Raw genomic sequence first — 22,443 nt, 5'->3', positions numbered from 1 at the left:
ATAGACAATGATAACCCTTCTAATCGCTGATGATCATCCGCTGTATCGCGATGCACTAAGAGGCGCGTTGTCGTTGTCACTTCCAGCCTTAACCCTCAAAGAGGCGGGAGACCTTAACACTACAGTCGATATTCTCAACAACGAGGATATCGACTTATTGTTGCTTGATTTGCACATGCCGGGTAGCAATGATTTGTTTGGCTTACTGCATATTCGAAAACTCTTTCCCGAACTTCCTGTTGCAGTAGTCTCTGGCACAGAAGACACCACACTTATTTCAAAGATTATTAGCGTGGGCGCGCTAGGGTTCATCCCAAAAACTGCCAGTGCGCAAGATATTGCAAACGCCGTAGAAGCAATTCTGGATGGCGATGTATGGCTACCTGATAACTTAAGTGAAGACGTTGATGAGGTGAATGAAGAGTTCTCTGAATTAGCGGACAAAGTTGCCTCGCTAACACCTTCGCAATACAAGGTGCTTTGTTACATGCGAGACGGCTTGCTTAACAAGCAAATTGGCTTTAATTTAGATATCGCAGAGGCCACGGTTAAAGCGCATGTTACTGCTATCTTTAAAAAGCTGGGCATAAACAACCGCACACAAGCGGTACTTATTGCTTCACAACTTGAGTTGGAGCCGCCGGTTCAGTAGCGTCGAACTTAAGCACGGCTTCTGAGGTAGCAAATTCCGGTAAGAACTTTTCCAATGCCAAGCGGCTTTGTTCACTGAGCAAAGGATTGTCAATTTCAATAACCGTTCGCCCTTCGGTAAGTGCCATACCTTCTCTAAAGTTATCATGAGCCAACAGTAGCTCCTGAAACTTACCCGTTTCGAAGAGCCTTAACAGACCTTCAGCTATCCGCCCGGCTAATGCCTGATTGTCGCTTCCTACAAAGAAAAAGATGGGGCTTGGATACGATATTATAAGGTGTTCATCAATAGTTAGGCCGCGAGAAAGGGTTTTGTCTGAGAGTTCCTCTTTGATTTCCATTACGCTTCTTGGAAACATATCGGCGAAGCCTTCCGAAACAATGCGAAATGACGCCCGGTAGGTCGTTTCCAACACTGGGATATCGTTTGCGCGAAATATCTTCGTATCGGGCCAGTCGTAGCCCAAAACCGCGCGGTATGCTCGTAACGCGTTTAATGACTTTACTTCTTTAAGTCGCGTATCGCCTTCTCTGACCAGCAGTGCACGCTTACCAAAAAGACCCGCCATAATGGGAATGCGAATGGGCAGGAACTGACGTTCACGCTCTGTCGAGGTAACGCTCCACGTCACGTCTAGCATGTTGTGTTCAAGGCTGCGTAGTTGACGTTCTTGCGCCGTTTCTTGGTCGCTGACAATCAGTTCAAAAGAACCGTATTGAGGTTCAGTAACGCGCAGTGATTCTGTGAGAAGACGTTTAGCGTAGGCGTATACGGCGTCTCGTCCAGGATGAATATTTGGCAAGCGGAGAACGGTGTGAGGTAAGTCAGTACTTACCTCATTTATGTTTTGCTGCTGAGCATGAGCACTCAATAGTGTAAATACACTCAACAGTAAAGCGGCAACACTTAGGGCTTTTTTCGTAACGTCCATATTTTGTATTTCATGCACTAAACGCATGCCTTACTGCAAGCTGCCGCAGGTATTAACGTTGTTTAACCATTGGCAAACTTGTATTGCTAGTCTTTCCCCGTCAGCAAAAAGTCGTGTTCGGGGTCTACAATAAATTGACCACTCATCGCTTCTCTTCCGAGCAGCATCAAATAGGTCATTTCAGAGCGGTCCGTTAGGGTTAACTGAATATCCCACTGGTACCCGTCCATTATTATAGGCGTAATTATAACATAGCGCTTCTCAAGTGTAGCCGTTGAGCTTTTTACGCGTTTTTGTCCTTCTACACGTGCTTCTCTGCGAACCACGCGTTCAACGTTGTGAATGTCCGGATGAATATCAAATTTAATCCATAATTCACCGTCTTGATCAAACTCTTCAATGTTATCAACGTGAAGTGAAGACGTTGCCGCCCCTGTATCAACGCGTACGTTCAAATCAGAGATGGCGAGTTTTGGTAAATCGCACAGCTCTACCGCACCAACAATTTTTTTATTGTTCATCAGTTTTTCTACCAATTTTATAAAACAGGCCCCTGTTCTGGTGGCAATAAATTGTCTTGTAATAATTCTACGTGTTCTGCAACAGTATCAGGCTCTGAAAAGTATGCAATGTGGTATACCGCTTCACCTTCTTGGGTAAGCGGAATATTTTGTTTACCAATTACAACACCTTCTGCAGGGCTTTCAAGGCTGTCTAAATAATTGCCAAACGGATCAGCAATAATGGCCAGTTTGTCACCTTTCTCAACATGGTCACCTAGCTGTGCTAGATGCGTCACAAAGCCACTTTCTGGCGCTCGAACCCATCCACTTTGGCGCGCTATAAAACGCTCGATACTGTGGCCCTTGCTGCGGCTTTTATTCAGCATGCCCAAATGACGCATGGTATTAATAATGCCTCTTACGCCGGCACGAATAGAAAACTCGTCATAACGCAACGCTTGGCCTGCTTCGTAAAGCAGAATTTTAACGCCACTTTCACTGGCCGATTCGCGCAAAGAGCCATCGCGTAACTCTGCGTTAAGAAGTACAGGTACGCCAAACGCTTTTGCCATTTCCAGTACTTCTGGGTCGTCTAAGTCAGCGCGGATCTGTGGCAAGTTACTACGGTGTATAGCGCCGGTGTGAAGGTCAATGCCGACATCGCACTTACTTACCACTTCTTTGAAAAACAAGTTGGCTAACCTACCGGCAAGCGAACCTTTTTTACTCCCTGGAAAACTGCGGTTCAAATCTCGTCTATCGGGTAAATAACGAGATTGGTTTAGTACGCCGTACACATTAACCATAGGCACCGCGATAAGGGTTCCTCTTAGGCGTTCGATCGCTTTAGAACGGATAAGTCTGCCTACTATTTCGATGCCATTTAATTCGTCACCGTGAATGGCTGCGCTGACGAACATAATGGGACCTGGCCGCTTTCCTCGTTTAACGTAAACCGGAATGCTCATATTGGTGGCCGTGTACAACGGCGGCATTTCTAACTCAATCTTTTTTGTTTCGCCAGGAGCAATGTTTTCACCCCCAATTCTTAAAACATCATTTACCACTAACGTTTTCCTATATTTACGTTATTGCATAGCAAAGGTTAAAGGGCGCTAGCCCTTTCCACGGGTTTTTGTTTTGTGCGGCTCTGCGCTTTTTTCAATGAACTCGATGATCATACTGGCGACATCTTTATTGGTCGCCTTCTCAATGCCTTCAAGGCCCGGCGATGAGTTTACTTCCATAACGACTGGACCGTTGTTCGAACGAAGAATATCTACGCCACAACAATTTAGTCCCATCGTTTTAGCCGCATCTACCGCTGTTTTGCGTTCCGCTGGACTTAGGCGAACTAAACTTGCCTGACCGCCACGGTGAAGGTTAGAGCGGAATTCCCCAGGTGCTGCTTGGCGCTTCATCGCTGCTACAACTTTTCCACCTACCACAAAGCAACGAATATCTGCACCGCCCGCTTCTTTAATAAACTCTTGCACTAAAATACTGGCGTTAAGACCCATAAAGGCTTCAATGATCGACTCTGCCGCTTTTTGCGTGTCTGCCAATACCACACCAATACCTTGCGTGCCTTCAAGTAACTTAATAACCACTGGGGCGCCGCCAACCGTCTTAATAACATCGTCGATTTTATCAGGGTGGTGTGCGAAGCCTGTTCTCGGCATACCTATGCCTTTACGTGATAAAAGCTGCAACGAACGCAATTTATCTCGAGAGCGGCTGATAGCAACCGACTCGTTAAGGCTGTATGTGCCCATCATTTCAAATTGGCGAACGACTGATGTGCCATAAAAGCTAACCGATGCGCCAATTCGAGGGATCACTGCATCGTAATAGGGTAGTCGCTTACCGTTATAGCGAACTGATGGTCGCGCACTGGTGATATCCATGTAGCAGTGCATGGTATCGATAACGTCAACCTGATGCCCGCGAGCCTGCCCAGCTTCGACTAAGCGTGAAGTAGAGTAAAGACGAGGATTTCTAGAAAGAATTGCAATGCGCATTATAAAAAAGCCTGTAGTTTGTGTTTTATTTTGTCGTTTTATCGACCAATCTATTACCACGTTAGAACGTGATTGTTAAATAGACAAGTCATTTTTGCGCGCATACTAATGTAAGTGTTCGGGGGTGTCTTACGAATAATTCTTGTTGTGTCGATTGCTTTTAATGCATGAACTTGACTGTTTTTCACGTTAGCATTAGAGCGCATCGGCCTTTTTAACGTAAAATCAGAATTTAAGGTCAGTCTGCTTAACGAAAAAATGTAAGGATTTGGGTTAATGAATGAGTGGTGGTATGGGTTTTTGGCGTGGTTAACTCAGTACCAGTCAAATGTCGTGTGGAGTGGTTTGGTTTTACTAATTTATTTGGCGATGTCTCGTAAGTTGCTGCCAAAATTAGAAACCAACATCGTAAAGTCAAAGCTAAAATCAAATAGTGCTATTAAAGGACTTTTTGCTGCACGGGTTATTGTCGCTACAGTATCGTTAGCCTTGTTGTTGCTAGCATGGGGGATCGATTTTTCTGGGCTCTTAGTGCTTTCCACTTCTATCATCACGGTAACCGGTGTTGCGCTTTTTGCTAGTTGGTCACTCATCAGTAACATCACTGCGTACTTTATTTTGCTCACAAACGTAGCGTATCGCAGAGGTAATTATGTGCGCATTCTCGACGGCGATAACTTCATTGAAGGTGTGATTGCCGATGTAGGGCCGTTTAGCACGCGCTTGCTTACCGCTGAGCGTGAAACCCTCATGTATCCTAATAACCTAATTTTAACCCGTCCTGTTTTGCTCAACCCTAAAGAGAAGTGGGGAGCAATGGGAAAAGTGGTGGCAAAGTCGAGCGTAGAAACGCCGGTGGTCAAAATTGAAGAAAGTAAACCACACGACGAATTACTCTAGACGTCTTTCCTTAAACATATAGCGAAAAAACTGCAGCAAGCTACTAGCTACACGTTTTTCGCCTCCCTGATGTAGCGCGTCATACTTTGAAGTAGTGCGCGCAGTTTCGCTGGTTTTAGCGGTTTAGCTAAGAAGTTTACGCCTTGGGCTTTACACTGTGTAACTAAGCTTTCATCTGGTGTCGCCGTTATAAGCGCTGCTGGCACCACAATATTAAGTCGATGTCTTATCTCTTCAATCAAAGCTAGCCCATTTTTCTCGCTGTCATGACTGAGCTGATAATCCATGAGTAAGATTTGAGGCTGAATAGTCTCACAGACTTTCAACGCGTCATCCCAATTGTTCGCAAGCACCACATTGATTCCCCATTTCTGTAATAGGGTCTGCATGGCATCTAAGTTCTCTCTTTGATCGTCCACGCAAAGCACGTCCATGCCTGTAAATGTTGTACTGCGGGGCTTTGCTGTAACGTTGGATACCTGTTTTGGCTCAGCTTTATCCAAGCTAAACGCAAAGCAGCTGCCTTTGCCTATTTTCGAGGTAACACTAATATCGCTGTTCAACTGCAGACTTAAACGTCGAACAACCCCCAAGCCAAGACCAATACCGTGTTCCTTACTTTCGTTTGCGCGGAAAAAGTCACCAAAAATGCTGTCTTTTTTATCGGTAGATATGCCAATGCCTGTGTCGATAACTTTGAAATAAACGGTGTCTTTGACAGGCTTGATAATGAACAAGACGCGGCCATTTTCCGTGTATTTCACCGCATTTGAAAGCAAGTTTTGCGTTATTCGGTATAAGTACGTTTTGTCAGCTTTTACCCAGCACGGGCGTATAATCGCTTTAAAACCAAGTCCTTTTTCCCGCGCGCGCATCGCCATTTCGTCCACAAGTGGTGACAGCAGGGTCCTTACATCAATAGGCTCAATATCGGGTTTCATTTCACCTTGATCTAAGCGTGCAATATCCAGCAAAGTGCCAATGAGTGTTTCGCTAGACGTCACGCTATGGCTAAGCTTTTGAATAATGGCTAGCGCTGACTCAGTCAGTTCTTGTTCTTCAAGGGCGCTCACGTAGAGCTTGGCCGCATTTAGCGGCTGCAAAACATCATGGCTTGCGAGCGCCAAGAAGCGGGTTTTACTGGCATTGGCATCTTCTGCAGCCTTTCGTGCCCTTATCAGTTCTTTCTCGGCATCAGAGCGCCGTTCTATTTCAAGTCGAAGCTCGGCGTTTATGGAGTGTACTTCTTCAGTGCGCTTCTTAATACGAGCCTCAAGGTCAATGTTTGATTCTTCAAGCGCTTGCTGTATTTCCACGTGTCCGGTGATGTCGTTGAAGCTTGTTACGAAGCCTCCGCCAGGTAAAGGATTACCTACCATCTCAATAACCCGTCCATCCATTCGTTGTCGCGTGAAGCGATGGGGCATACCAGAGCGCAAATGAGCCAGCCTTTTTTCTACTTCACCGTCTACGTTATCTGTGCCGAACTCACCTTGTGAAGCGTTATACCGAATAAGCTTTTCTATGGGCGTACCTACTGCCAACAAGTTATCTGGGTAAGGGTAGAGGTTGGCATAGCGTTTATTCCACGCTACTAAATTTAAGTGTTTGTCGACTACGCTAATGCCTTGGTCCATGTTTTCAAGTGACGTGAGTAGTGCAGTCATATTAAATTGCATGGCTTGCGTTGTGTCATCGAAGAAGTTGATAACCTCGGTAAAGTCCATCTTCTTACCACGCAATGCGCTGTCTAGCAGTACTTTGGCACTCGATGCGCCAATAACGCCACCCAAGGCGCGTTCGCAAAATGATAAAAACGACTCATTTGGCGTATCGTCGTGCTTTAATTGGCAATTATTGAGTTGCTGATATTGTTCCAACAATTGTTCACAACGACCGGATCCCATAAAGGTCGACAATAGCGTTATAAGATCGGAGACGGTCACGTTAGTTGCCTGCGCTTTAACGGTATTGTTAGTGGAAATGGCAGGAGACACAAAGGCTTCAGCTTGCATTCTGTCGATAAGACGCTGCGGTGCAAAGTGTGAAAAGAGTATGTAAACAAAGCTGTTTGCCGCTAAGCTAATCATAGCGCCTTGGCTAATGAGTTCGTTTTGTTCCATTTGTGAAACTTGCTCGCTCACAATGGGAAGCACAAGCCACAATACCCAAATCACTAATCCCACCATTAGCCCTGCGTAAACCCCGTGCGCATGCGCGCGTTTCCAGTAAAGTCCGCCAACAATGGCTGGCATAAGCTGGATAACTAACGAGAACGCAATAAGCCCAATTGAATGAAGCGAGCGGCTGCTGGTCATTTGCTGGTGGTACAAAAACGCCATAAGCAAGATAAACGCGATGACGATACGGCGAATAAGCCTGATTTTGCTCGACACGTCCTGTTTGTCATCGGTATTACCTGTAAATGCAAGAATGCGCGGCAGAATCACATCGTTGGTGAGCATAGTACTCAGTGTGAGTGTTGCCACAATGATCATAGCTGTTGCGGCAGAGAGCCCGCCTACGAAGACAATCACTTGAAGAAGAACTGACTCTGAAAATACAGCCAGTGACAGTACGTAAGAGTCGGGCTCGATATTAGCGCCAGCAAAAATGGCTTTGCCTGCAATGGCGATAATAGGAATTACCGCTGAAATAATGGTCAGGTAGAGAGGGAATAACCACCTTGCCGTGCGCAGATGACCTAGGCTTAGGTTATCAATTATGGCAACGTGAAACTGCCTAGGCAAACAAACAATGGCCGCTGCCGCCATGATAGTTTGAGCGATGAAAGTAAACGAACCAAACTGCGCCAAGGCTATTTCATTGGTGAAACTTTCGAAGAATGGACCAGACTGGGTGCGCTTCCACGCACTATAACCAACGATGGCAACCAGCACTAACGCCAGCAATTTAATGGTCGATTCGAAGGCGATAGCCAGCATCAAACCCCGTCGGTACTCGGTGACGTCCGTTTGCCGGGTACCGAAATATATTGCGAATGCCGCGATGAAGCCAGTGGCGGCAATAATAATGCCGTTGCTGTTAGGCTGCTGAGTAAGGAGTTGGAAAGTAGCACCCACTGCTTTTAATTGAAGCGCGATATAAGGAATAGTGGCAAGGAGCGCGATAAGCGTAACTACCAAAGCTACGGTTTGGCGCTTTCCATAGCGCGACGCGATGAAGTCGGAAATGGTAGTGATGTGTTGCTTCTTACTGACGAGGGTTAACTTGTAAATAAACTTATAACCCAAGACGTAAACGAGAATAGGTCCAAGCATGATTGGCAGGTAAATCCAGGTGTCTCTACTTGCTTGGCCTACCATGCCGAAAAAAGTCCACGCGGTACAATAAATAGCAAGGGCCAGCGAATATATAGCGGGATGTGACGTTAGTGCTCTAGCGGTGGGCGAGTTCTTTTCACCCCAACTCGCCAGTGAAAACAGCAAGAAGAGGTACAGTACTGCAAGTGTTACCCAACCAAAAACCATAACGTTCCTTTTAACTTAGTTTTAACAATTCTGTCGCTATTATAATCATTTCGACCATGGTCTACCTACGACCATGGTCTCATTTTGAATTTTTAAAGGCAGGTCTAGAGTAATACGCGAGCTCCTAAATGCTTGACTTTGCTGCCTGTGATTGTCTTTCCTCAATCACGTAACACGCAGCAATAACGTTAACAAAGCCGGGCGTTAGGAATATGTAAAATCATAACAATCAATTAACCTGACATGAGGGTGAAACAATGGCATTTAGAAACGAAGAGGACAAAAAAGCGTATTGGAGGGAGAATCTCGCTCTTCTCGCCAAGCTTTTAGTCGTTTGGTTTATCGTATCATTCGGTGCCGGCATTATTTTTGTCGATATCTTAAATGAAATCCAATTTTTTGGCTTTAAATTAGGCTTCTGGTTTGCGCAGCAGGGCGCAATTTACGTATTTGTTGCATTGATCTTTGTCTACATGGCGAAGATGAACGCCATGGACAAACGCTACGGCGTAGATGAGGAGTAAATCATGGACGTTCAAACTTTAACGTTTATTATCGTTGGCGCATCGTTTGCGCTTTATATCGCTATCGCTATTTGGGCTCGCGCAGGCTCAACTAACGATTTTTATGTTGCAGGTGGCGGTGTACCTCCCGTTATGAATGGGATGGCAACGGCAGCAGATTGGATGTCGGCAGCCTCGTTCATTTCAATGGCGGGTCTTATCTCATTTATGGGGTATGACGGTGCAGTATATCTAATGGGGTGGACAGGTGGTTATGTTCTACTTGCGCTTTGTTTAGCTCCCTATTTACGTAAATTTGGCAAATTCACGGTACCTGACTTCATTGGGGATCGTTACTACTCACAAACCGCGCGTACGGTTGCTGTATTTTGTGCAATCTTCGTTTGCTTTACATACGTTGCAGGTCAAATGCGTGGCGTAGGTGTGGTATTCAGCCGCTTCTTAGAGGTTGATATTGTGTCTGGCGTGGTTATCGGTATGGTTATCGTGTTCTTCTACACGGTACTTGGCGGTATGAAAGGTATTACTTACACGCAAGTTGCACAGTATTGTGTAATGATTTTCGCCTACATTGTACCAGCGGTATTTATCTCAATGATGGTAACAGGACATATCCTGCCGCAAACCGGCTTTGGTGCAACCTTAGCAGACGGTTCGGGGGTGCATATGCTGCAGAAACTCGATAATTTATCTGTCGAGTTAGGCTTTAACGAATACACCTCAGGAACAAAAAGTACCATTGATGTATTCTTTATCACCTTTGCGTTAATGGTAGGTACAGCGGGTCTCCCACACGTAATCGTTCGCTTCTTCACCGTGCCTAAAGTTCACGATGCGCGTAAATCTGCAGGCTATGCACTAGCGTTTATCGCAATTCTATATACCACAGCACCGTCACTAGCAGCGTTTGCCCGTGTGAATATGATCGAAACCATTAATGGACCTGAAATGACGGGAACCAGCTATGAAGAGGCGCCGTCGTGGATTAAAAACTGGGAACAAACTGGCCTTATCTCATATGAAGATAAGAACGGTGATGGCAAGATGTTCTATTCGGGTGACGAGCGCAACGAAATGAAAGTTGACCGCGATATCATGGTATTGGCTAATCCTGAAATTGCGAACTTACCTGCGTGGGTTATTGCACTCGTTGCAGCGGGTGGTGTGGCAGCAGCACTGTCAACATCCGCAGGCTTGCTGCTGGTTATTTCAACCTCTGTTTCCCATGATTTACTGAAACGAAACTTTATGCCAAACATTACCGATAAAGCCGAGCTCATGTATGCGCGACTTGCTGCTGGGGTGGCCATTGTCATAGCAGGTTACTTCGGTATCAATCCGCCAGGCTTTGTTGCACAGGTGGTGGCATTTGCCTTCGGCTTAGCGGCGTCGAGTTTCTTCCCGGCAATTATTATGGGTATCTTCAGCAAGCGCATGAACGATAAAGGTGCTATTGCTGGTATGATTTCAGGTATTGCCTTCACTGCGGCTTACATTATTTACTTCAAATTTGTAAACCCAGCGGCCAATACGCCTGACAACTGGTGGTTTGGTATTTCTCCTGAAGGTATTGGTACCTTAGGTATGATGGTGAACTTCATTGTGGCTTTCCTTGTGTTCAAAGCAACAGATGAAGCGCCAGAAGAAATCCAAGAACTGGTTGAAAGCATTCGTTATCCTAAGGGGGCGGGTGAAGCATCAGCGCACTAAACTAATGTTGCCTTAAGATAGGCTTTAGCAAAATAAAACCAATCTACTGGCGAAAGTGAGTAGGTTGGTTTTTTCTTTTTGTGAACTGGACATTTCCTATGACTGCGATGGCTAAACAAGTTGAAGACTTTCTCAACACATCAGCACCTTTTGACGTGCTGGATAAAGAGCAAAAGCTTGAGCTAGTAAAACATACTGAATTGATTTACCTGACAGCGGATAATGTGGGCGACCTGCAAAAGGGCAAATCGTCACTTTTTCTTATTCAAAATGGACAGTTTTCCGTCCAAGATTCAGATGCCCCTTTACGCCATTTAAGTGAGGGCGACTACTTCGGCTACACCAATATAATGGAAAAACGTAATTTTTCATTAAGCATCAGTGTAGACAGTCCAGGTCTGGTTTACTGTTTTGAAGCGTCTGCTGTTACCCCGTTATTTGAACTGCCTGCAATTCGAAATTTTTTTGATGGGCTGCGCAATAATGCCCTTCAAAACCATGCTATTTCCGATAGTAACTCCATGTGGCTTTATAAAGGGCTTGAGGATGTTATTAATAAGTCTCCCGTGTCGGTGGACGTAGAAACGTCAATAACAGTGGCGGCGCAGATCATGACGAATCAAAAGGTATCGTCATTACTGGTTACACGAGAAGATAAGCTTATTGGCATTATCACCGACCGAGACTTACGTTCAAGAGTGGTTGCCGCCTCTCTCGATATTCATCTTCCAGTCAGCCATATAATGACGCCTAATCCTGCGCAGATAATGGGAAATAGAACGCTATTTGATGCCTTGGCGCTTATGACCGAAAGGAACATTCATCACCTCCCCGTTATCGACCAGCAAACCCTTGTGCCATTGGGTATGGTGACAGCCAGCGATATTATTCGTCATCAGCGTGGTAACGTTCTTTTTATTATTGGAGAGCTAAGCAAAGCGGAGAACCTTTACGAATTAACACGGCTATCCTGGCAGTTACCGCATTATTTCTCTGCTCATGCGAAAAAAGCAGGGGACTATGACATTGCTGGCAAAATTTTATCTCAAGCTACCGATATTATGACAAGAAAGCTTATTGGCTTTTTCCAACAGGCTAACGGGAAAGCCCCCATGATGTTTGCGTGGCTTGTTTATGGATCACAGGCAAGAGAAGATCAGACGATGGGTTCGGATCAAGACAATGGACTGCTTCTTGCTGAGCGGCCAAGCAAAACGCAAGCTGAATATTTCGCAAAAATGGCTGATTATGTGTGTAACGGTTTGGCCAAATGCGGCATTAAACTGTGCGATGGTAATATTATGGCGAGTAATCCTAAGCTTAGACTCTCGCTTGAAGAAGCCATTGAAGAAGCTAAGCGATGGGTAAAAGCACCAACTAAAGATGCGATTATGCACTTTAATATTTTTCTTGATGTTCGCTGCGCAGCCGGGGATATAAGTTTATTTAAGCAGTTGCAGCGTCAAAGGGCCCCCTTGATGAAGCAAAATATGTTCTTAGCAGCGCTTACGAGAAATAGTAACGAAATATCGGTTCCGCTTTCCATGTTTCAAAAGTTCATTTATGAAAAAGGCCGTAAAGAGAAGGACGTGATCGACCTTAAAACCCGAGCCGTGGCCTTAATCAACAATATCGCCCGCATATACGCGCTAGCTGATGGCGTTACGTTGCCTAATACACTTGCCCGGCTAGACGCGCTATCGGAAAATTCACAGCTCTCAAAAAGAGATGCGACTAACCTGCGTGATATTTGGCTGTTTTTAAATCGTTTGCGTTGGCGTCATCAGTTGGAAAATAAAGTAACGGACAATCGTGTGTCGGTTTCAAGTTTATCATCGATAGAAAAGCATCAGCTAAAAGCCGCATTCAAGGCTATAGAGCGAACCAATCAAGCAATGGTTATGAAGTTCTCTGGCGGCGTAAGTTAACCCCATGATAACGCGAATAATCGAAGCTTGTGCATCGGTACTGTTTGGGAATCATCAATTCAGAAAGTCGTTACGTGATAAAACGTTGGGCGACATCCCTTTGGCGTCTGTTGATTTAGAACTCACATCGTTAGACCCTGTGACAACTCAAATTACATCGATTGGTTATGTAAGTGGTTCAGCTGGAAAAATTACGCTTTCCTCCAGTGGCTATCACGTTATTAATACGTCAGCGGACTTAGGACAAAGCCCTGTAATACACGGATTGACCTTAGATATTTTGCAACAAGGCGAAGGCTTAGCAGACGCCATCAATTCATTGCTACCACTACTGAAGACACATGTTCTAATTTTTCACAATGCGCGATTAGATTTGATGGCGCTTGATAGTGCCTTCAAACGGTGTAGATTACCGCAGTTGGAAGTGCTCTATATTGATACGCTTCAACTCGCACTTTATCAGTTAAACAAACAACATCAGGTGCTACCGAGTAATAGTGCAACGCTAACGGTTTGTAGGCAACGGTTAGACTTACCCGCGTTTCCTGAACACAACGCACTAGATGATGCGTTAGCGACAATACAGTTGTTCTACGCACAGCTAAATGAATTGGGAATTACTTTGGAGAATTCACTCGAGTCTTTGGCTCACACGAATGCTGTTGGCCGTTTTAAGCTGGGAGTACCGCATTAGCGTCTAAAGCAAGGCGATGCTAATTATAGTGCCTAGGCCTTAAGTTTTGTGGGATGACTCGGTGCATTTATTTTGCCAGCGCTTACCGCTGTCGGCGCCACGAGTTGATTCCGTCCAGAGGTTTTAGCCACATACAGATTTTTGTCTGCTTCTAACATGACGTAGTCGATAGTTTTATTGTCATCAGCATGCTTGACGGCTAAGCCTGCACTTAGCGTAACGCGCTCATACTCAGATGCCGCATGAGGAATATTCAGGTCATAAACCGTTCGCAATAAGCGCTCAGTGACGGCCTTCGCGCCGTCTACATCGGTGTTAGGCAGAATAACCAAAAACTCTTCACCGCCAATTCTCACTAATTTGTCCATAGGTCGAAGTAGGGCGTCGTTAATCGTTTTACTGACCTTCCACAAACAGCTATCGCCATCTATATGACCATACATATCATTGAACAGTTTAAAGTGATCAACATCAAAAATAACCAAGGAGAGAGGAGTAACATTACGCAACCCATCTCTCACTAAACGGGGTAAATAGTCGTCTAAATAGTGGCGATTGTAGGCACCTGTTAACTTATCTACATAGATAAGCTTTTCGAGCAAATCGTTTCTAAGCTTGTGATTGATGTGTGATTTTACACGGTTGCGTAGGGTACAAGCGTTTACCGGCTTCACCACAAAGTCAACGCAGCCAGATTCCCAACATCTCGACTCTTCTTCATCACTTGACGAAGAGGTCACGAAAATAATAGGAATGTGAGCACACAACGGCTTTTTTCTTAACAATGCGGTGGTCTGATGCCCGTCTAATTCGGGCATTGAAACATCCATGAGGATTAGGTCAGGCGTATGGTACTTGCAATATTCAATTGCTTCTTTACCTGAGCCCACAGAGGCGCAGGCGACTGTGTCTTCAAGTAAAGTTTCCAGAACAAGTCTGCTGCTGGCTTGGTCGTCGACAATCAGTACTTTGCAATCTGCTAAAGTTCGGTCGCCAACTTGTTCAATATACACAAGTACTCCTAAACACAAAGGTGAGTGTTCAGGTTCAAGAGTACGCCTAATTTTAGAAAATGTGGATTAACCAAAAGTTTAATATTTAACCATTTGGTTCAATTTCACTCTTATCTTCTTACTTTATATCGTTTCTACGAAAACAAATTAAACACTGCAAGACCAAATACGCCGAAGGTACACAGCGTGCCTATCATATAAAAATAGCTTCTTGGGCTTGGATTTTTTTCTGTAGCGATTGCGTAATACAGTCCCATATGAATGATGCGACTTAGCGCGTAAATCCAAACAAGTGCTGCAAGTATGCTAGTTGATGCGCCAAGAAAAATGCAAAGAAGAGCTGGGAGCGTAAACTGATGAATATTTTCGAGCGAATTGTGAAATGTTCTGTGGCTTCTGAATACGAAACTATCATGACTCAATTCCTCGCTGACTTTCCCAGGAATATAGCGAGACTGTTTTCTGTGAGCGATAGCGGCAACGATGTTTTGCACGAAAACGGTAAAGCTTATAAGCAAAAGGCCCGCAATACTATATGTGTAGACTGTGAACACGTGAACTCCTTTCTTTATTCCTTGAATGGATTCAGACGACTGGTTGGATGACAACGAAGGCCTGTTTAAACATGCCCGTGACCAACTAACCGTTTAACGTTTCTACGCCGAGACTTGTTGAAGAGATCGAAGCACATGCATAAATCAATGAACAAAAGCACTAATTTTTAGTGCTTTTGTTTTCAACGCTTTTCTTTGCAAGAGGGATTACAGCGCCGCTTTAACATCGTTTGGAAGCAACACAGTATCGATCACGTGAATAACACCGTTACTCGTCATGATGTCGGCTTTAATCACATTTGCGTCGTTTATCATAACCTTATTCATATCAGTTGAGACCATTACCTTGCTTCCTTCAACGGTAGTGGCATCAGATAGCCCAGCTACATCTTTTGCTGTGACTTTACCCGTTACTACATGATAAGTGAGAATTTTAACAAGGGTTTGTTTATTCTCAGGTTTCAATAGCATTTCAACGGTGCCTGCCGGCAGCGCAGCAAAAGCTTCATCGGTGGGAGCGAATACAGTGAATGGCCCATCTCCCTTTAGTGTAGTAACCAAGTCGGCAGACTTAACTGCGGTGACAAGTGTAGAGAACATGTCGTTGCTTGCAGCGGTGTCGACAATATCTTTATGTCCATCCTTGGCATGATGGCCAGCAACCGCTGAGGCACTCAATACAACTAAGAAGAACGCACTAATTAACTTTTTCATACTCTTTCCTTTTACCTATTAAATTACGTTAAGTGAAATTCAACATCCTTCGTTTCGCCAACTACTGACCTACGCCACTGAAAGCTACTGAATTGAGAATTGTTACGGCACTTCAGGGAAATTTGATGATTAACTTTGTGTAATGCCAAGTCGCAATTTATGAGCACCTAAGGAAGCGAGTAAAATTATGCGTTGAACGAGCTTTGAACTTAGTTGTAAATAAAATGTAAATTCATGGTGCGCTGCTATACTTAATCTATCGAGTAAATAAGAAAGGTGCCTATTATGAATGCTCGACTCGCTGTTCCTTTGTTGTTATGCATAGTGCTTTCCGCTTGCCAATCTACTGATAATCAGCATGTAAAAGATGCGCCCACTTTGTTAAATGACAGTCTCTTTCCTTCCTATACGTTATTTCCCGTAGAGTCTTCAGATGAAATTTTTTACTTAGACGAAGACGCACAGTTTTTTGCTGAGCAAGCGGTCTATGAAAAAAGCGCGCTGCAAAAAAATGTAAAAGGGTTAGTGAAGGCCATATTTGACCATTCTGATCAGGGAATGCTTTACAGAAACGGTGCTAACACCACAGCAAATACTACGTTCAATAATAGAGCCGCGAATTGTTTGTCTCTTTCCATTATGACGTATGCGTTAGCGAAACATGTAGGGCTACAAGCCACGTTCTACGAAGTAGAAATCCCTGAATACTGGACTCGTCGAGAAGGGTACAGTTTACTAAATGGTCATATTAACTTACGAGTTCAACTTCCAGAAGATCCCAATGTCGTCTCTATTGGAGGAAGTTTTGCGGACGTGGATTTCGACCCCCAAACCCTCAGAAGTTACTTTCCTAGAATCGCTGTGTCAGAGGAAAAAGTTATAGCGATGTTCTACAACAATAAGGGGGCTGATGCGCTTGTTGCCAACAGTTATACCAAGGCCTATAGCTATTTTAGGGCTGCTGCTACCATCGCACCGGAACTGGCCCAAAGTTGGGTCAATCTTGGAGTACTCTATCGAATGGCCGATGCGTACGAACAAGCAGAGGCGGCCTACAGGCATGCTTTATCTTTGAATAGTGAAAACCTCACAGCATGGGAAAATTTATCGATACTTTATCGTTATCAAGATAGGTTTGAAGAGGCGAAAACAATCAACCAAATGGTGGATACTAAACGCCAAAGCAATCCCTTTTACCACTATATATTGGGTGAACAAGCTTTCGATAATGAAGAGTACGAGGCAGCGATATCATATTATTTAAAGGGACTAAAACTTGATAATACCCGTCATGAAATTCTGTTTGGATTAGCGAAAACGTATTTTGAAAGCGGAGACATAACCAACGCTGAGCAATACTTGTCTCGCGCTATCAAGCATGCAAATAACAGGCAAGACAAGTCTCGTTATCAGTCCAAATTATCAGCTTTAGCGAATAATCAATGAAGTGGGTGTTGAGAAGGTAGGCGGTATAATTCAGGCAAAAAAAGCCGCAGACTAGCTGCGGCAAAAGAATAACACTACAAAAGGAACTTAATTTATATAACGCCCAGCTCACGAAGGCGCTCTTGCAGGTATGACCCTGCGGTATGACGTTCTGAAAGAACAACATCTGGTCTGGGGTGTAAGAACAGTGGCAATGAAATACGAGATTTCGTCATGTCAGCACCATCTGGGTTTACAACCCTATGCGTAGTTGATGGGAAGTATCCGCCAGATGCTTCTTGAAGCATGTCGCCAATATTCACAATCAAGTTCCCGAAATCACAAGGAACTTCAATCCAACTACCGTCTTTAGCTTGTACTTGCAATCCTGGCTCGTTGGCTGCAGGCAAGATAGTAATCAAATTAATATCTTCGTGAGCAGCTGCGCGAATTGCGTCTATTTCCTCATCACCTTTTAGTGGCGGGTAGTGTAGTATACGTAGCAAGGTTTGATCAGAATCTTTGATCATGTCACCCAGCGGTTGACTGTACTTATCGCTCACCTCTGAAGGAGAATGTTTTTCTATCCAACCCAATAGCTCTTTCGCTAGTGTGTTTGCTTCCCCATAGTACTGGGAAATCTGCGGGTGTAGCGCTTCTGGACACTGACCCCACGGATAGAAGTGGTAATACTCTTTAATGTCTTTTTTCGTAAAGCCTTTGGCTACCTCAGATACGCTCTGAGGGAAAAATCCGTCTTGTTTACCCTTGTTGTACAGGTAATCGTTCTTCTCTTCACTGTCGAAGAAGCCCTGCCAATTGTCGTAAATACCTTGAACTAATGACTGTTGGATAGGGTGATTTTTTAAAACACCGAACCCTGTCTCGCGAAGTGACTTCACGAATTCTTCTTGTGCGTTTTCCGCTTGGTAATCAACAGCAACTAATTGCATAACTTTATCCCGTATATTTTGACTGCGGCATTATAAAGGTAGACGGGCTACAGAAAAAAGTCGCAGAAATTGACATAAATCAACCCCGCGAGGAATTTGCGCGTAATTTACAGAAACCTGACCAGTTAGTCTAGTAAAATCTTGACCAACTGGTCCAAATTAATGAAATTTAACCAAGAGAGAGGTAAAAGCCCGCTAGCGCGGCACTCATTAAGTTAGATAACGTTGCAGCAATAACAGCTTTTAACCCCAGTCTCGCAATTTCTTTTCTGCGTGTTGGTGCCATAGCACCAATTCCACCCATCAAAATAGCGATAGAAGAGAAGTTTGCAAAACCACAAAGTGCAAAGGTGATAATGGCCTGAGATGCTTCAGATAGCTGTGATTGGTTCTCTAGGAAGTTTAGGTAGGCAACAAATTCGTTAACTACCATTTTCTGACCAATAAAGCTGCCTGCAAGTTGCGCTTCCTCCCATGGTACGCCGATTGCCCATGCAAGAGGTTGAAGCACATAACCCAGGATCCCTTCAAACGTCACGTTTTCATAGCCAAATAATCCTGCTGTCCAGCCAATAAGGCCGTTAAACATGGCAATAAGTGCTATGAAAGCGAGTAGCATTGCACCTACGTTTAACGCAAGTTGCATGCCTGATGCAGCGCCACTGGCGGCTGCATCAAATACATTGGCGTAGCCGGTATCTTCCGCATCTACGTCATGTAAATCTTCATTTGGCTTACTGGTTTCTGGCAACATGATTTTTGCCATAAGTAAGCCACCTGGCGCAGCCATAAAGCTAGCTGCTAGCAAATACTTAAGATCTACCCCCATGCCTGCATAGCCCGCCATTACTGAACCAGCAATTGACGCCAAACCACCCACCATAATGGCAAATAGCTCAGAGCTCGTCATATGTGGAATAAAAGGGCGAACCACAAGAGGCGCTTCTGTTTGGCCCACAAAAATGTTGGCAGCAGAAGACATGGATTCAGGTCGGCTAGTTCCCAGCGCTTTCTGTAAAAAGCCACCGATAACCTTGATGATCAAACCCATTACTTTGAGGTGATAAAGAACGGCAATAAGCGCCGAGAAAAACACGATAACTGGAAGCACGTTAAAGGCAAAAATAAACGCGATCGACTTGTCACCAATAGGACCGAACAAGAAATTAATGCCTTCTTGGCTATAAGCAATGATGTTGGCGACAAAACGCGTTGCGCTCAACAATACTTCTTTACCAGGTTCAGAATACAGGACAAACGCGCCAACGGATGCTTGAATAGCAAATGCGCCACCAACGGTGCGCCAATTTATATTGCGTTTCGCCGATGATAACGCGAAGGCAATACCCAGAAGGACTGCAATGCCCAGTAAACTCACCATAGTAATGTTCCCTTAAAGAAGCGCTTGCTGAATGTGTGATTTGATCACATCTAATGCAATTTGGTTTTTGCCACCTTGCGTCACTACTACGTCGGCAGTGAAGCGGCTAGGTTCGATAAATTGATGATACATAGGCTTAACAGTTTCTTCGTACTGTTTTGCCACAGATTCAATACTACGACCGCGTTCTTTTAGGTCGCGCATCATTCTGCGCATCAAACAAATATCAAGAGGAGTATCAATGAAGATCTTCACGTCGTACAAAGGAAGTAGATCAGTACGAGCAAGTAGCATGATACCTTCAAGAATAATGACTGGCGCAGGATTTAGACGCTCAGTTTCAGGCAAACGCGTATGCGTTTTATAGCAGTAATGTGGATAGTCAATAGGCTGACCATCGCGCAATGCTTGCAAGTGTGCTTTCAAAAGCTCATGTTCAAAGGCATTTGGGTGATCATAGTTGTTCTTCTCACGTTGCTCCATGGGAAGATGATCTTGCGCACGGTAGTAGTGATCTTCGCGCAGCACTTGAACAGGGCGGCCTTGAGCACTGAAGCCGTTAAACAAATTTTTTGTAAAAAGAGACTTCCCAGAGCCAGAAGCTCCAGAAATGGCAATAATAAGTGGCGATTGCATAGTACTATAAAGCTGATTTTGTTGGTGCAAAGATACGCGTTTAGGCCTCGCGAATCAATGTTATATTCACAAGTTCTCGGTTTTTGGATCGGTCTTTGCTAGAACTTTATCGTATTTTCAAGGTATTGCAGGGCGTTTAGTCAGCTTACAAAAAATACCAAAAAGTTCTCCAAGTGGTCAGTTTTTAACTGAACAAGTCAAAATATCGCTAGTTACCAATTATCTCTATATCGTCATCCTTAATACTCGGTAATGCATACGAATGCTGCTTCGAGCGAGAGCCCTCACCTTGCGCTCTGGGTGGGTAGTAGGTTTCTTTTTCATCAACATAACCAGAGAATACATCATCAAGTGCAGCGCGTATTTCGCTGAGGGTTTTATCTAAATTTGCATTGAAATCTGGGCGTTTTCGCTTGGTATGGCCCAATTCGATTAATCGACCAAAACACTTGTTAGCCAATGCCATTAACTCGTGTGGCACATCTTTGTGAGGAGGCAGAGACTCATTTGGGTTATCTATGCAGTATTTAACTAGTGCGGTATAGAAACATAGAGGTTTGTTTTGTAGTGTCACTACTTTGTCATCAATACCGTTCGAAATCGTTTTTTCCTGAAGGTTGATAACAAGCTTTGGTTTAGGAGGAAGCACTAATTCTTCAAGTGAAGACTGTGTTCGTCTCTTTTTACTCGTAAAAGCGAAAAGGGGAGCAATAAGAAACGCGAGTAAAATGCCAAGCCAACTAAGACCAACCTCATTAATAGGTGCTCTACTATTGATAGAAATATTTATGCTTTGCTCTGCATTCTCGAAGGTGGTGCGGTGTAGTGCTGGATATTCAGATAAGTCTGATTTGACCTGAACTCCTTGGATTTCGCTAACGACAACAGGGAGTGCCTTTTCTTCGACTACTCGATTAAGGCGTTCAAGGTAACGACCTATAGCATATCTGTTCTCTGGCGTGTTCAGCGTTTCATTTCCCACATCAAGGAAAGCGCTATCTAAACTGATTCTTCTCTCAACTACGTCAATAGCCCGGTGAATAGAAGATTGATGCGCGAAATACTGGCCTACAACAGATGCAATTTGCAATGAGATTAGCAATAAAGAGAAGATAATTGCGAGCTTAATAGGAGACCTAGGGCGAAGTTTTATTTTACTCATTTGTTACACCCTTCTTCCAGCGTAATATTTTTGTAATATGGTCTCGGGTGGGTTGTCGCTATTTCGTAAACAACCGACTGCACAGCGCAGAATAAGTCGGTATTTTGAGTCTGCATCTTCAAATACCATTGCATGCCGCTTACGCTTTCTAGCAGTGGAGATATATAGTTTTTAGAGAAAGTTTCACCGTCTTCTTCAGCCCAATACGTGGATATAATATCGACCTCGCCTGCAAGGAGTGCGCGCCTTAGTTCTTTATGAGAACTGTAATAAATAATATCGATATTGCTACTGTTCAGGCCTAAATGATGGAGAACGGTTTTCGGCACTATATGGCCAGAGCGACTACTTGGATAATCAAGAAGACCTATGCGTTTTCCTAGAAGATATTCTTTGCTTAACGTTGGCTTCTCTCTGAGAGAAATGAAGAATGCGGGATAGTCGGGGTGCGCGGCTAACTTCGTTAGACCGTATATTTTGTCAGCGCCGAAAGCGTCTACTATATTACTTTTCACTAAAGCGAGATCAACAACGCCGTGATTGATGTATCTAAAGGTGTCGTAATCGCTTTGTCCAACTACTACCTTTATGCCGCTATATTGACGTTTTATTGTACTGTCCGAGCATAAGCGCTCATTAACCATTTCTGCGATACGACCATCGGTTATATAGGCAGAAAATATGTCTTCATTTCCAGATAATCCCGTTTCACAGGTTAATATTTGACCGGTTTGTGGCAGAATGTCATCATAAAAAATAGAATTTTTAAAATAGCTAGCTACGCTACATAATAATGCAACGACAGCAAAGACAATCCACTTTACAGAGGTAACAATTCTAAAATCTGTCAAAAAAACGACCAAATGAATTAACGATTTATATGCGGATTTCATCAGTTAAGGTTACTTATTGCAATAGGTAAATTTATTTTAAAATAGTAAGTCATTGTTATTTTTGTTATTTTTATGGGTAAACCTGATTTTTATTAAACGCTGTTTATTAGTATTCGATATGGCAAGAATAGGAACAGCTAATCGCCGTGAATTGACGAGAATAATAACAAGTAAATTAATCTGACCATTTGGTCAAGATATTTTTTGCAAAGTCAAAGGCCTAGGGGGATTGCTGCTAAATAAAAATGTAAAGTTGTAATAAAATTGACATGAATCTCTATAACAATTTCGTCGGTTCATATTAATTGAAGGTCGACTACGGGAAATACCCTACTAGCGAACCTAAAAACAAATTTAA

Annotated in this window: 20 protein-coding genes; 7 read left to right on the top strand and 13 right to left on the bottom strand. The window is 43.9% G+C overall.

Features of this window, described 5'->3' with window-relative positions; genetic code table 11:
- Positions 1 to 7 precede the first annotated feature (7 nt).
- Positions 8 to 652: a response regulator transcription factor gene (locus AWH61_RS19170; protein ID WP_014950824.1), complete on the top strand. Its 645-nt coding sequence runs from the start codon at positions 8 to 10 to the stop codon at positions 650 to 652.
- On the opposite strand, the gene AWH61_RS19165 is transcribed toward AWH61_RS19170, so the two are convergent.
- From AWH61_RS19165 to rimK, 4 genes are read right to left on the bottom strand one after another with little or no spacing between them, the layout of a single operon-like run.
- Complete coding sequence (locus AWH61_RS19165; protein ID WP_249922689.1) at positions 612 to 1,610, bottom strand: amino acid ABC transporter substrate-binding protein; 999 nt, start codon at positions 1,608 to 1,610, stop codon at positions 612 to 614. The two genes, AWH61_RS19170 and AWH61_RS19165, sit on opposite strands and share 41 nt — an antisense overlap.
- Before the next feature lie 59 nt (positions 1,611 to 1,669).
- Positions 1,670 to 2,104, bottom strand: coding sequence for an ATP-dependent zinc protease family protein (locus tag AWH61_RS19160; RefSeq protein WP_014950822.1), 435 nt, complete (start codon positions 2,102 to 2,104; stop codon positions 1,670 to 1,672).
- Positions 2,105 to 2,121: 17 nt separating this feature from the next.
- Positions 2,122 to 3,153, bottom strand: coding sequence for a succinylglutamate desuccinylase/aspartoacylase family protein (locus tag AWH61_RS19155; RefSeq protein ID WP_014950821.1), 1,032 nt, complete (start codon positions 3,151 to 3,153; stop codon positions 2,122 to 2,124).
- A gap of 48 nt (positions 3,154 to 3,201) precedes the next feature.
- The gene (gene rimK / locus AWH61_RS19150; RefSeq protein WP_014950820.1) at positions 3,202 to 4,107 is read right to left on the bottom strand and encodes a 30S ribosomal protein S6--L-glutamate ligase; all 906 of its coding nucleotides are present in this window, start codon (positions 4,105 to 4,107) and stop codon (positions 3,202 to 3,204) included.
- A gap of 276 nt (positions 4,108 to 4,383) precedes the next feature.
- Between rimK and AWH61_RS19145 the strand changes: the two genes are divergently transcribed.
- On the top strand, positions 4,384 to 5,007 hold the full coding sequence (locus AWH61_RS19145) for a mechanosensitive ion channel family protein (protein ID WP_075177939.1): 624 nt from the start codon (positions 4,384 to 4,386) through the stop codon (positions 5,005 to 5,007).
- 47 nt (positions 5,008 to 5,054) lie between these two features.
- Here AWH61_RS19145 and AWH61_RS19140 read toward each other — a convergent pair whose 3' ends face one another.
- Entirely contained in the window at positions 5,055 to 8,498 is a 3,444-nt protein-coding gene (locus tag AWH61_RS19140; RefSeq protein ID WP_039228591.1) for a PAS domain-containing hybrid sensor histidine kinase/response regulator, read from the bottom strand.
- A gap of 257 nt (positions 8,499 to 8,755) precedes the next feature.
- Here AWH61_RS19140 and AWH61_RS19135 point away from each other — a divergent pair, with 257 nt between their 5' ends.
- From AWH61_RS19135 to AWH61_RS19120, 4 genes are all read left to right on the top strand, one after another.
- Entirely contained in the window at positions 8,756 to 9,022 is a 267-nt protein-coding gene (locus AWH61_RS19135) for a DUF4212 domain-containing protein (RefSeq protein WP_014950817.1), read from the top strand.
- A 3-nt stretch (positions 9,023 to 9,025) separates the two neighbouring features.
- Positions 9,026 to 10,732 (top strand): sodium:solute symporter family protein, encoded by a 1,707-nt coding sequence (locus AWH61_RS19130; RefSeq protein WP_014980378.1) that lies wholly within the window; start codon positions 9,026 to 9,028, stop codon positions 10,730 to 10,732.
- A 98-nt stretch (positions 10,733 to 10,830) separates the two neighbouring features.
- Entirely contained in the window at positions 10,831 to 12,660 is a 1,830-nt protein-coding gene (locus tag AWH61_RS19125; RefSeq protein ID WP_075177938.1) for a putative nucleotidyltransferase substrate binding domain-containing protein, read from the top strand.
- A gap of 4 nt (positions 12,661 to 12,664) precedes the next feature.
- Positions 12,665 to 13,354, top strand: a complete 690-nt coding sequence (locus AWH61_RS19120) for a 3'-5' exonuclease (RefSeq protein WP_075177937.1) — start codon at positions 12,665 to 12,667, stop codon at positions 13,352 to 13,354.
- Between the two features lie 32 nt (positions 13,355 to 13,386).
- On the opposite strand, the gene AWH61_RS19115 is transcribed toward AWH61_RS19120, so the two are convergent.
- The 3 genes from AWH61_RS19115 to AWH61_RS19105 all read right to left on the bottom strand — a co-directional run bounded on the left by AWH61_RS19115 (position 13,387) and on the right by AWH61_RS19105 (position 15,635).
- Positions 13,387 to 14,367 (bottom strand): GGDEF domain-containing response regulator, encoded by a 981-nt coding sequence (locus AWH61_RS19115; protein WP_069944997.1) that lies wholly within the window; start codon positions 14,365 to 14,367, stop codon positions 13,387 to 13,389.
- A gap of 134 nt (positions 14,368 to 14,501) precedes the next feature.
- Entirely contained in the window at positions 14,502 to 14,921 is a 420-nt protein-coding gene (locus tag AWH61_RS19110; protein ID WP_014950813.1) for an MAPEG family protein, read from the bottom strand.
- A 207-nt stretch (positions 14,922 to 15,128) separates the two neighbouring features.
- Positions 15,129 to 15,635, bottom strand: a complete 507-nt coding sequence (locus AWH61_RS19105; RefSeq protein ID WP_075177936.1) for a fasciclin domain-containing protein — start codon at positions 15,633 to 15,635, stop codon at positions 15,129 to 15,131.
- 285 nt (positions 15,636 to 15,920) lie between these two features.
- Between AWH61_RS19105 and AWH61_RS19100 the strand changes: the two genes are divergently transcribed.
- Positions 15,921 to 17,081, top strand: coding sequence for a tetratricopeptide repeat protein (locus tag AWH61_RS19100; protein ID WP_075177935.1), 1,161 nt, complete (start codon positions 15,921 to 15,923; stop codon positions 17,079 to 17,081).
- Positions 17,082 to 17,173: 92 nt separating this feature from the next.
- Here the strand turns inward: AWH61_RS19100 and AWH61_RS19095 are convergent, their stop codons facing one another.
- The 5 genes from AWH61_RS19095 to AWH61_RS19075 all read right to left on the bottom strand — a co-directional run bounded on the left by AWH61_RS19095 (position 17,174) and on the right by AWH61_RS19075 (position 22,085).
- Entirely contained in the window at positions 17,174 to 18,013 is an 840-nt protein-coding gene (locus AWH61_RS19095; RefSeq protein ID WP_075177934.1) for an isopenicillin N synthase family dioxygenase, read from the bottom strand.
- Positions 18,014 to 18,182: 169 nt separating this feature from the next.
- Positions 18,183 to 19,394: a NupC/NupG family nucleoside CNT transporter gene (locus AWH61_RS19090; protein WP_014950809.1), complete on the bottom strand. Its 1,212-nt coding sequence runs from the start codon at positions 19,392 to 19,394 to the stop codon at positions 18,183 to 18,185.
- Positions 19,395 to 19,406: 12 nt separating this feature from the next.
- Complete coding sequence (gene udk, locus AWH61_RS19085) at positions 19,407 to 20,030, bottom strand: uridine kinase (RefSeq protein WP_014950808.1); 624 nt, start codon at positions 20,028 to 20,030, stop codon at positions 19,407 to 19,409.
- A gap of 208 nt (positions 20,031 to 20,238) precedes the next feature.
- Positions 20,239 to 21,192 (bottom strand): hypothetical protein, encoded by a 954-nt coding sequence (locus tag AWH61_RS19080; protein ID WP_075177933.1) that lies wholly within the window; start codon positions 21,190 to 21,192, stop codon positions 20,239 to 20,241.
- Positions 21,189 to 22,085: an ABC transporter substrate-binding protein gene (locus AWH61_RS19075; RefSeq protein WP_039231278.1), complete on the bottom strand. Its 897-nt coding sequence runs from the start codon at positions 22,083 to 22,085 to the stop codon at positions 21,189 to 21,191. Before AWH61_RS19075 ends, AWH61_RS19080 begins: the two co-directional genes overlap by 4 nt.
- Positions 22,086 to 22,443 lie beyond the last annotated feature (358 nt).

This window comes from Alteromonas sp. W12, assembly GCF_001924945.1.
Classification (GTDB): Bacteria; Pseudomonadota; Gammaproteobacteria; order Enterobacterales; family Alteromonadaceae; genus Alteromonas; species Alteromonas macleodii.
This window is presented reverse-complemented; position numbering and strand designations above follow the sequence as displayed.

Coding starts and splice junctions, on each gene's coding strand:
- AWH61_RS19170 (WP_014950824.1), top strand. CDS start 8: ATGATAACCCTTCTAATCGCTGATGATCATCCGCTGTATCGCGATGCA.
- AWH61_RS19165 (WP_249922689.1), bottom strand. CDS start 1,610: ATGCGTTTAGTGCATGAAATACAAAATATGGACGTTACGAAAAAAGCC.
- AWH61_RS19160 (WP_014950822.1), bottom strand. CDS start 2,104: ATGAACAATAAAAAAATTGTTGGTGCGGTAGAGCTGTGCGATTTACCA.
- rimK (WP_014950820.1), bottom strand. CDS start 4,107: ATGCGCATTGCAATTCTTTCTAGAAATCCTCGTCTTTACTCTACTTCA.
- AWH61_RS19145 (WP_075177939.1), top strand. CDS start 4,384: ATGAATGAGTGGTGGTATGGGTTTTTGGCGTGGTTAACTCAGTACCAG.
- AWH61_RS19140 (WP_039228591.1), bottom strand. CDS start 8,498: ATGGTTTTTGGTTGGGTAACACTTGCAGTACTGTACCTCTTCTTGCTG.
- AWH61_RS19135 (WP_014950817.1), top strand. CDS start 8,756: ATGGCATTTAGAAACGAAGAGGACAAAAAAGCGTATTGGAGGGAGAAT.
- AWH61_RS19130 (WP_014980378.1), top strand. CDS start 9,026: ATGGACGTTCAAACTTTAACGTTTATTATCGTTGGCGCATCGTTTGCG.
- AWH61_RS19125 (WP_075177938.1), top strand. CDS start 10,831: ATGACTGCGATGGCTAAACAAGTTGAAGACTTTCTCAACACATCAGCA.
- AWH61_RS19120 (WP_075177937.1), top strand. CDS start 12,665: ATGATAACGCGAATAATCGAAGCTTGTGCATCGGTACTGTTTGGGAAT.
- AWH61_RS19105 (WP_075177936.1), bottom strand. CDS start 15,635: ATGAAAAAGTTAATTAGTGCGTTCTTCTTAGTTGTATTGAGTGCCTCA.
- AWH61_RS19100 (WP_075177935.1), top strand. CDS start 15,921: ATGAATGCTCGACTCGCTGTTCCTTTGTTGTTATGCATAGTGCTTTCC.
- AWH61_RS19095 (WP_075177934.1), bottom strand. CDS start 18,013: ATGCAATTAGTTGCTGTTGATTACCAAGCGGAAAACGCACAAGAAGAA.
- AWH61_RS19090 (WP_014950809.1), bottom strand. CDS start 19,394: ATGGTGAGTTTACTGGGCATTGCAGTCCTTCTGGGTATTGCCTTCGCG.
- udk (WP_014950808.1), bottom strand. CDS start 20,030: ATGCAATCGCCACTTATTATTGCCATTTCTGGAGCTTCTGGCTCTGGG.
- AWH61_RS19080 (WP_075177933.1), bottom strand. CDS start 21,192: ATGAGTAAAATAAAACTTCGCCCTAGGTCTCCTATTAAGCTCGCAATT.
- AWH61_RS19075 (WP_039231278.1), bottom strand. CDS start 22,085: ATGAAATCCGCATATAAATCGTTAATTCATTTGGTCGTTTTTTTGACA.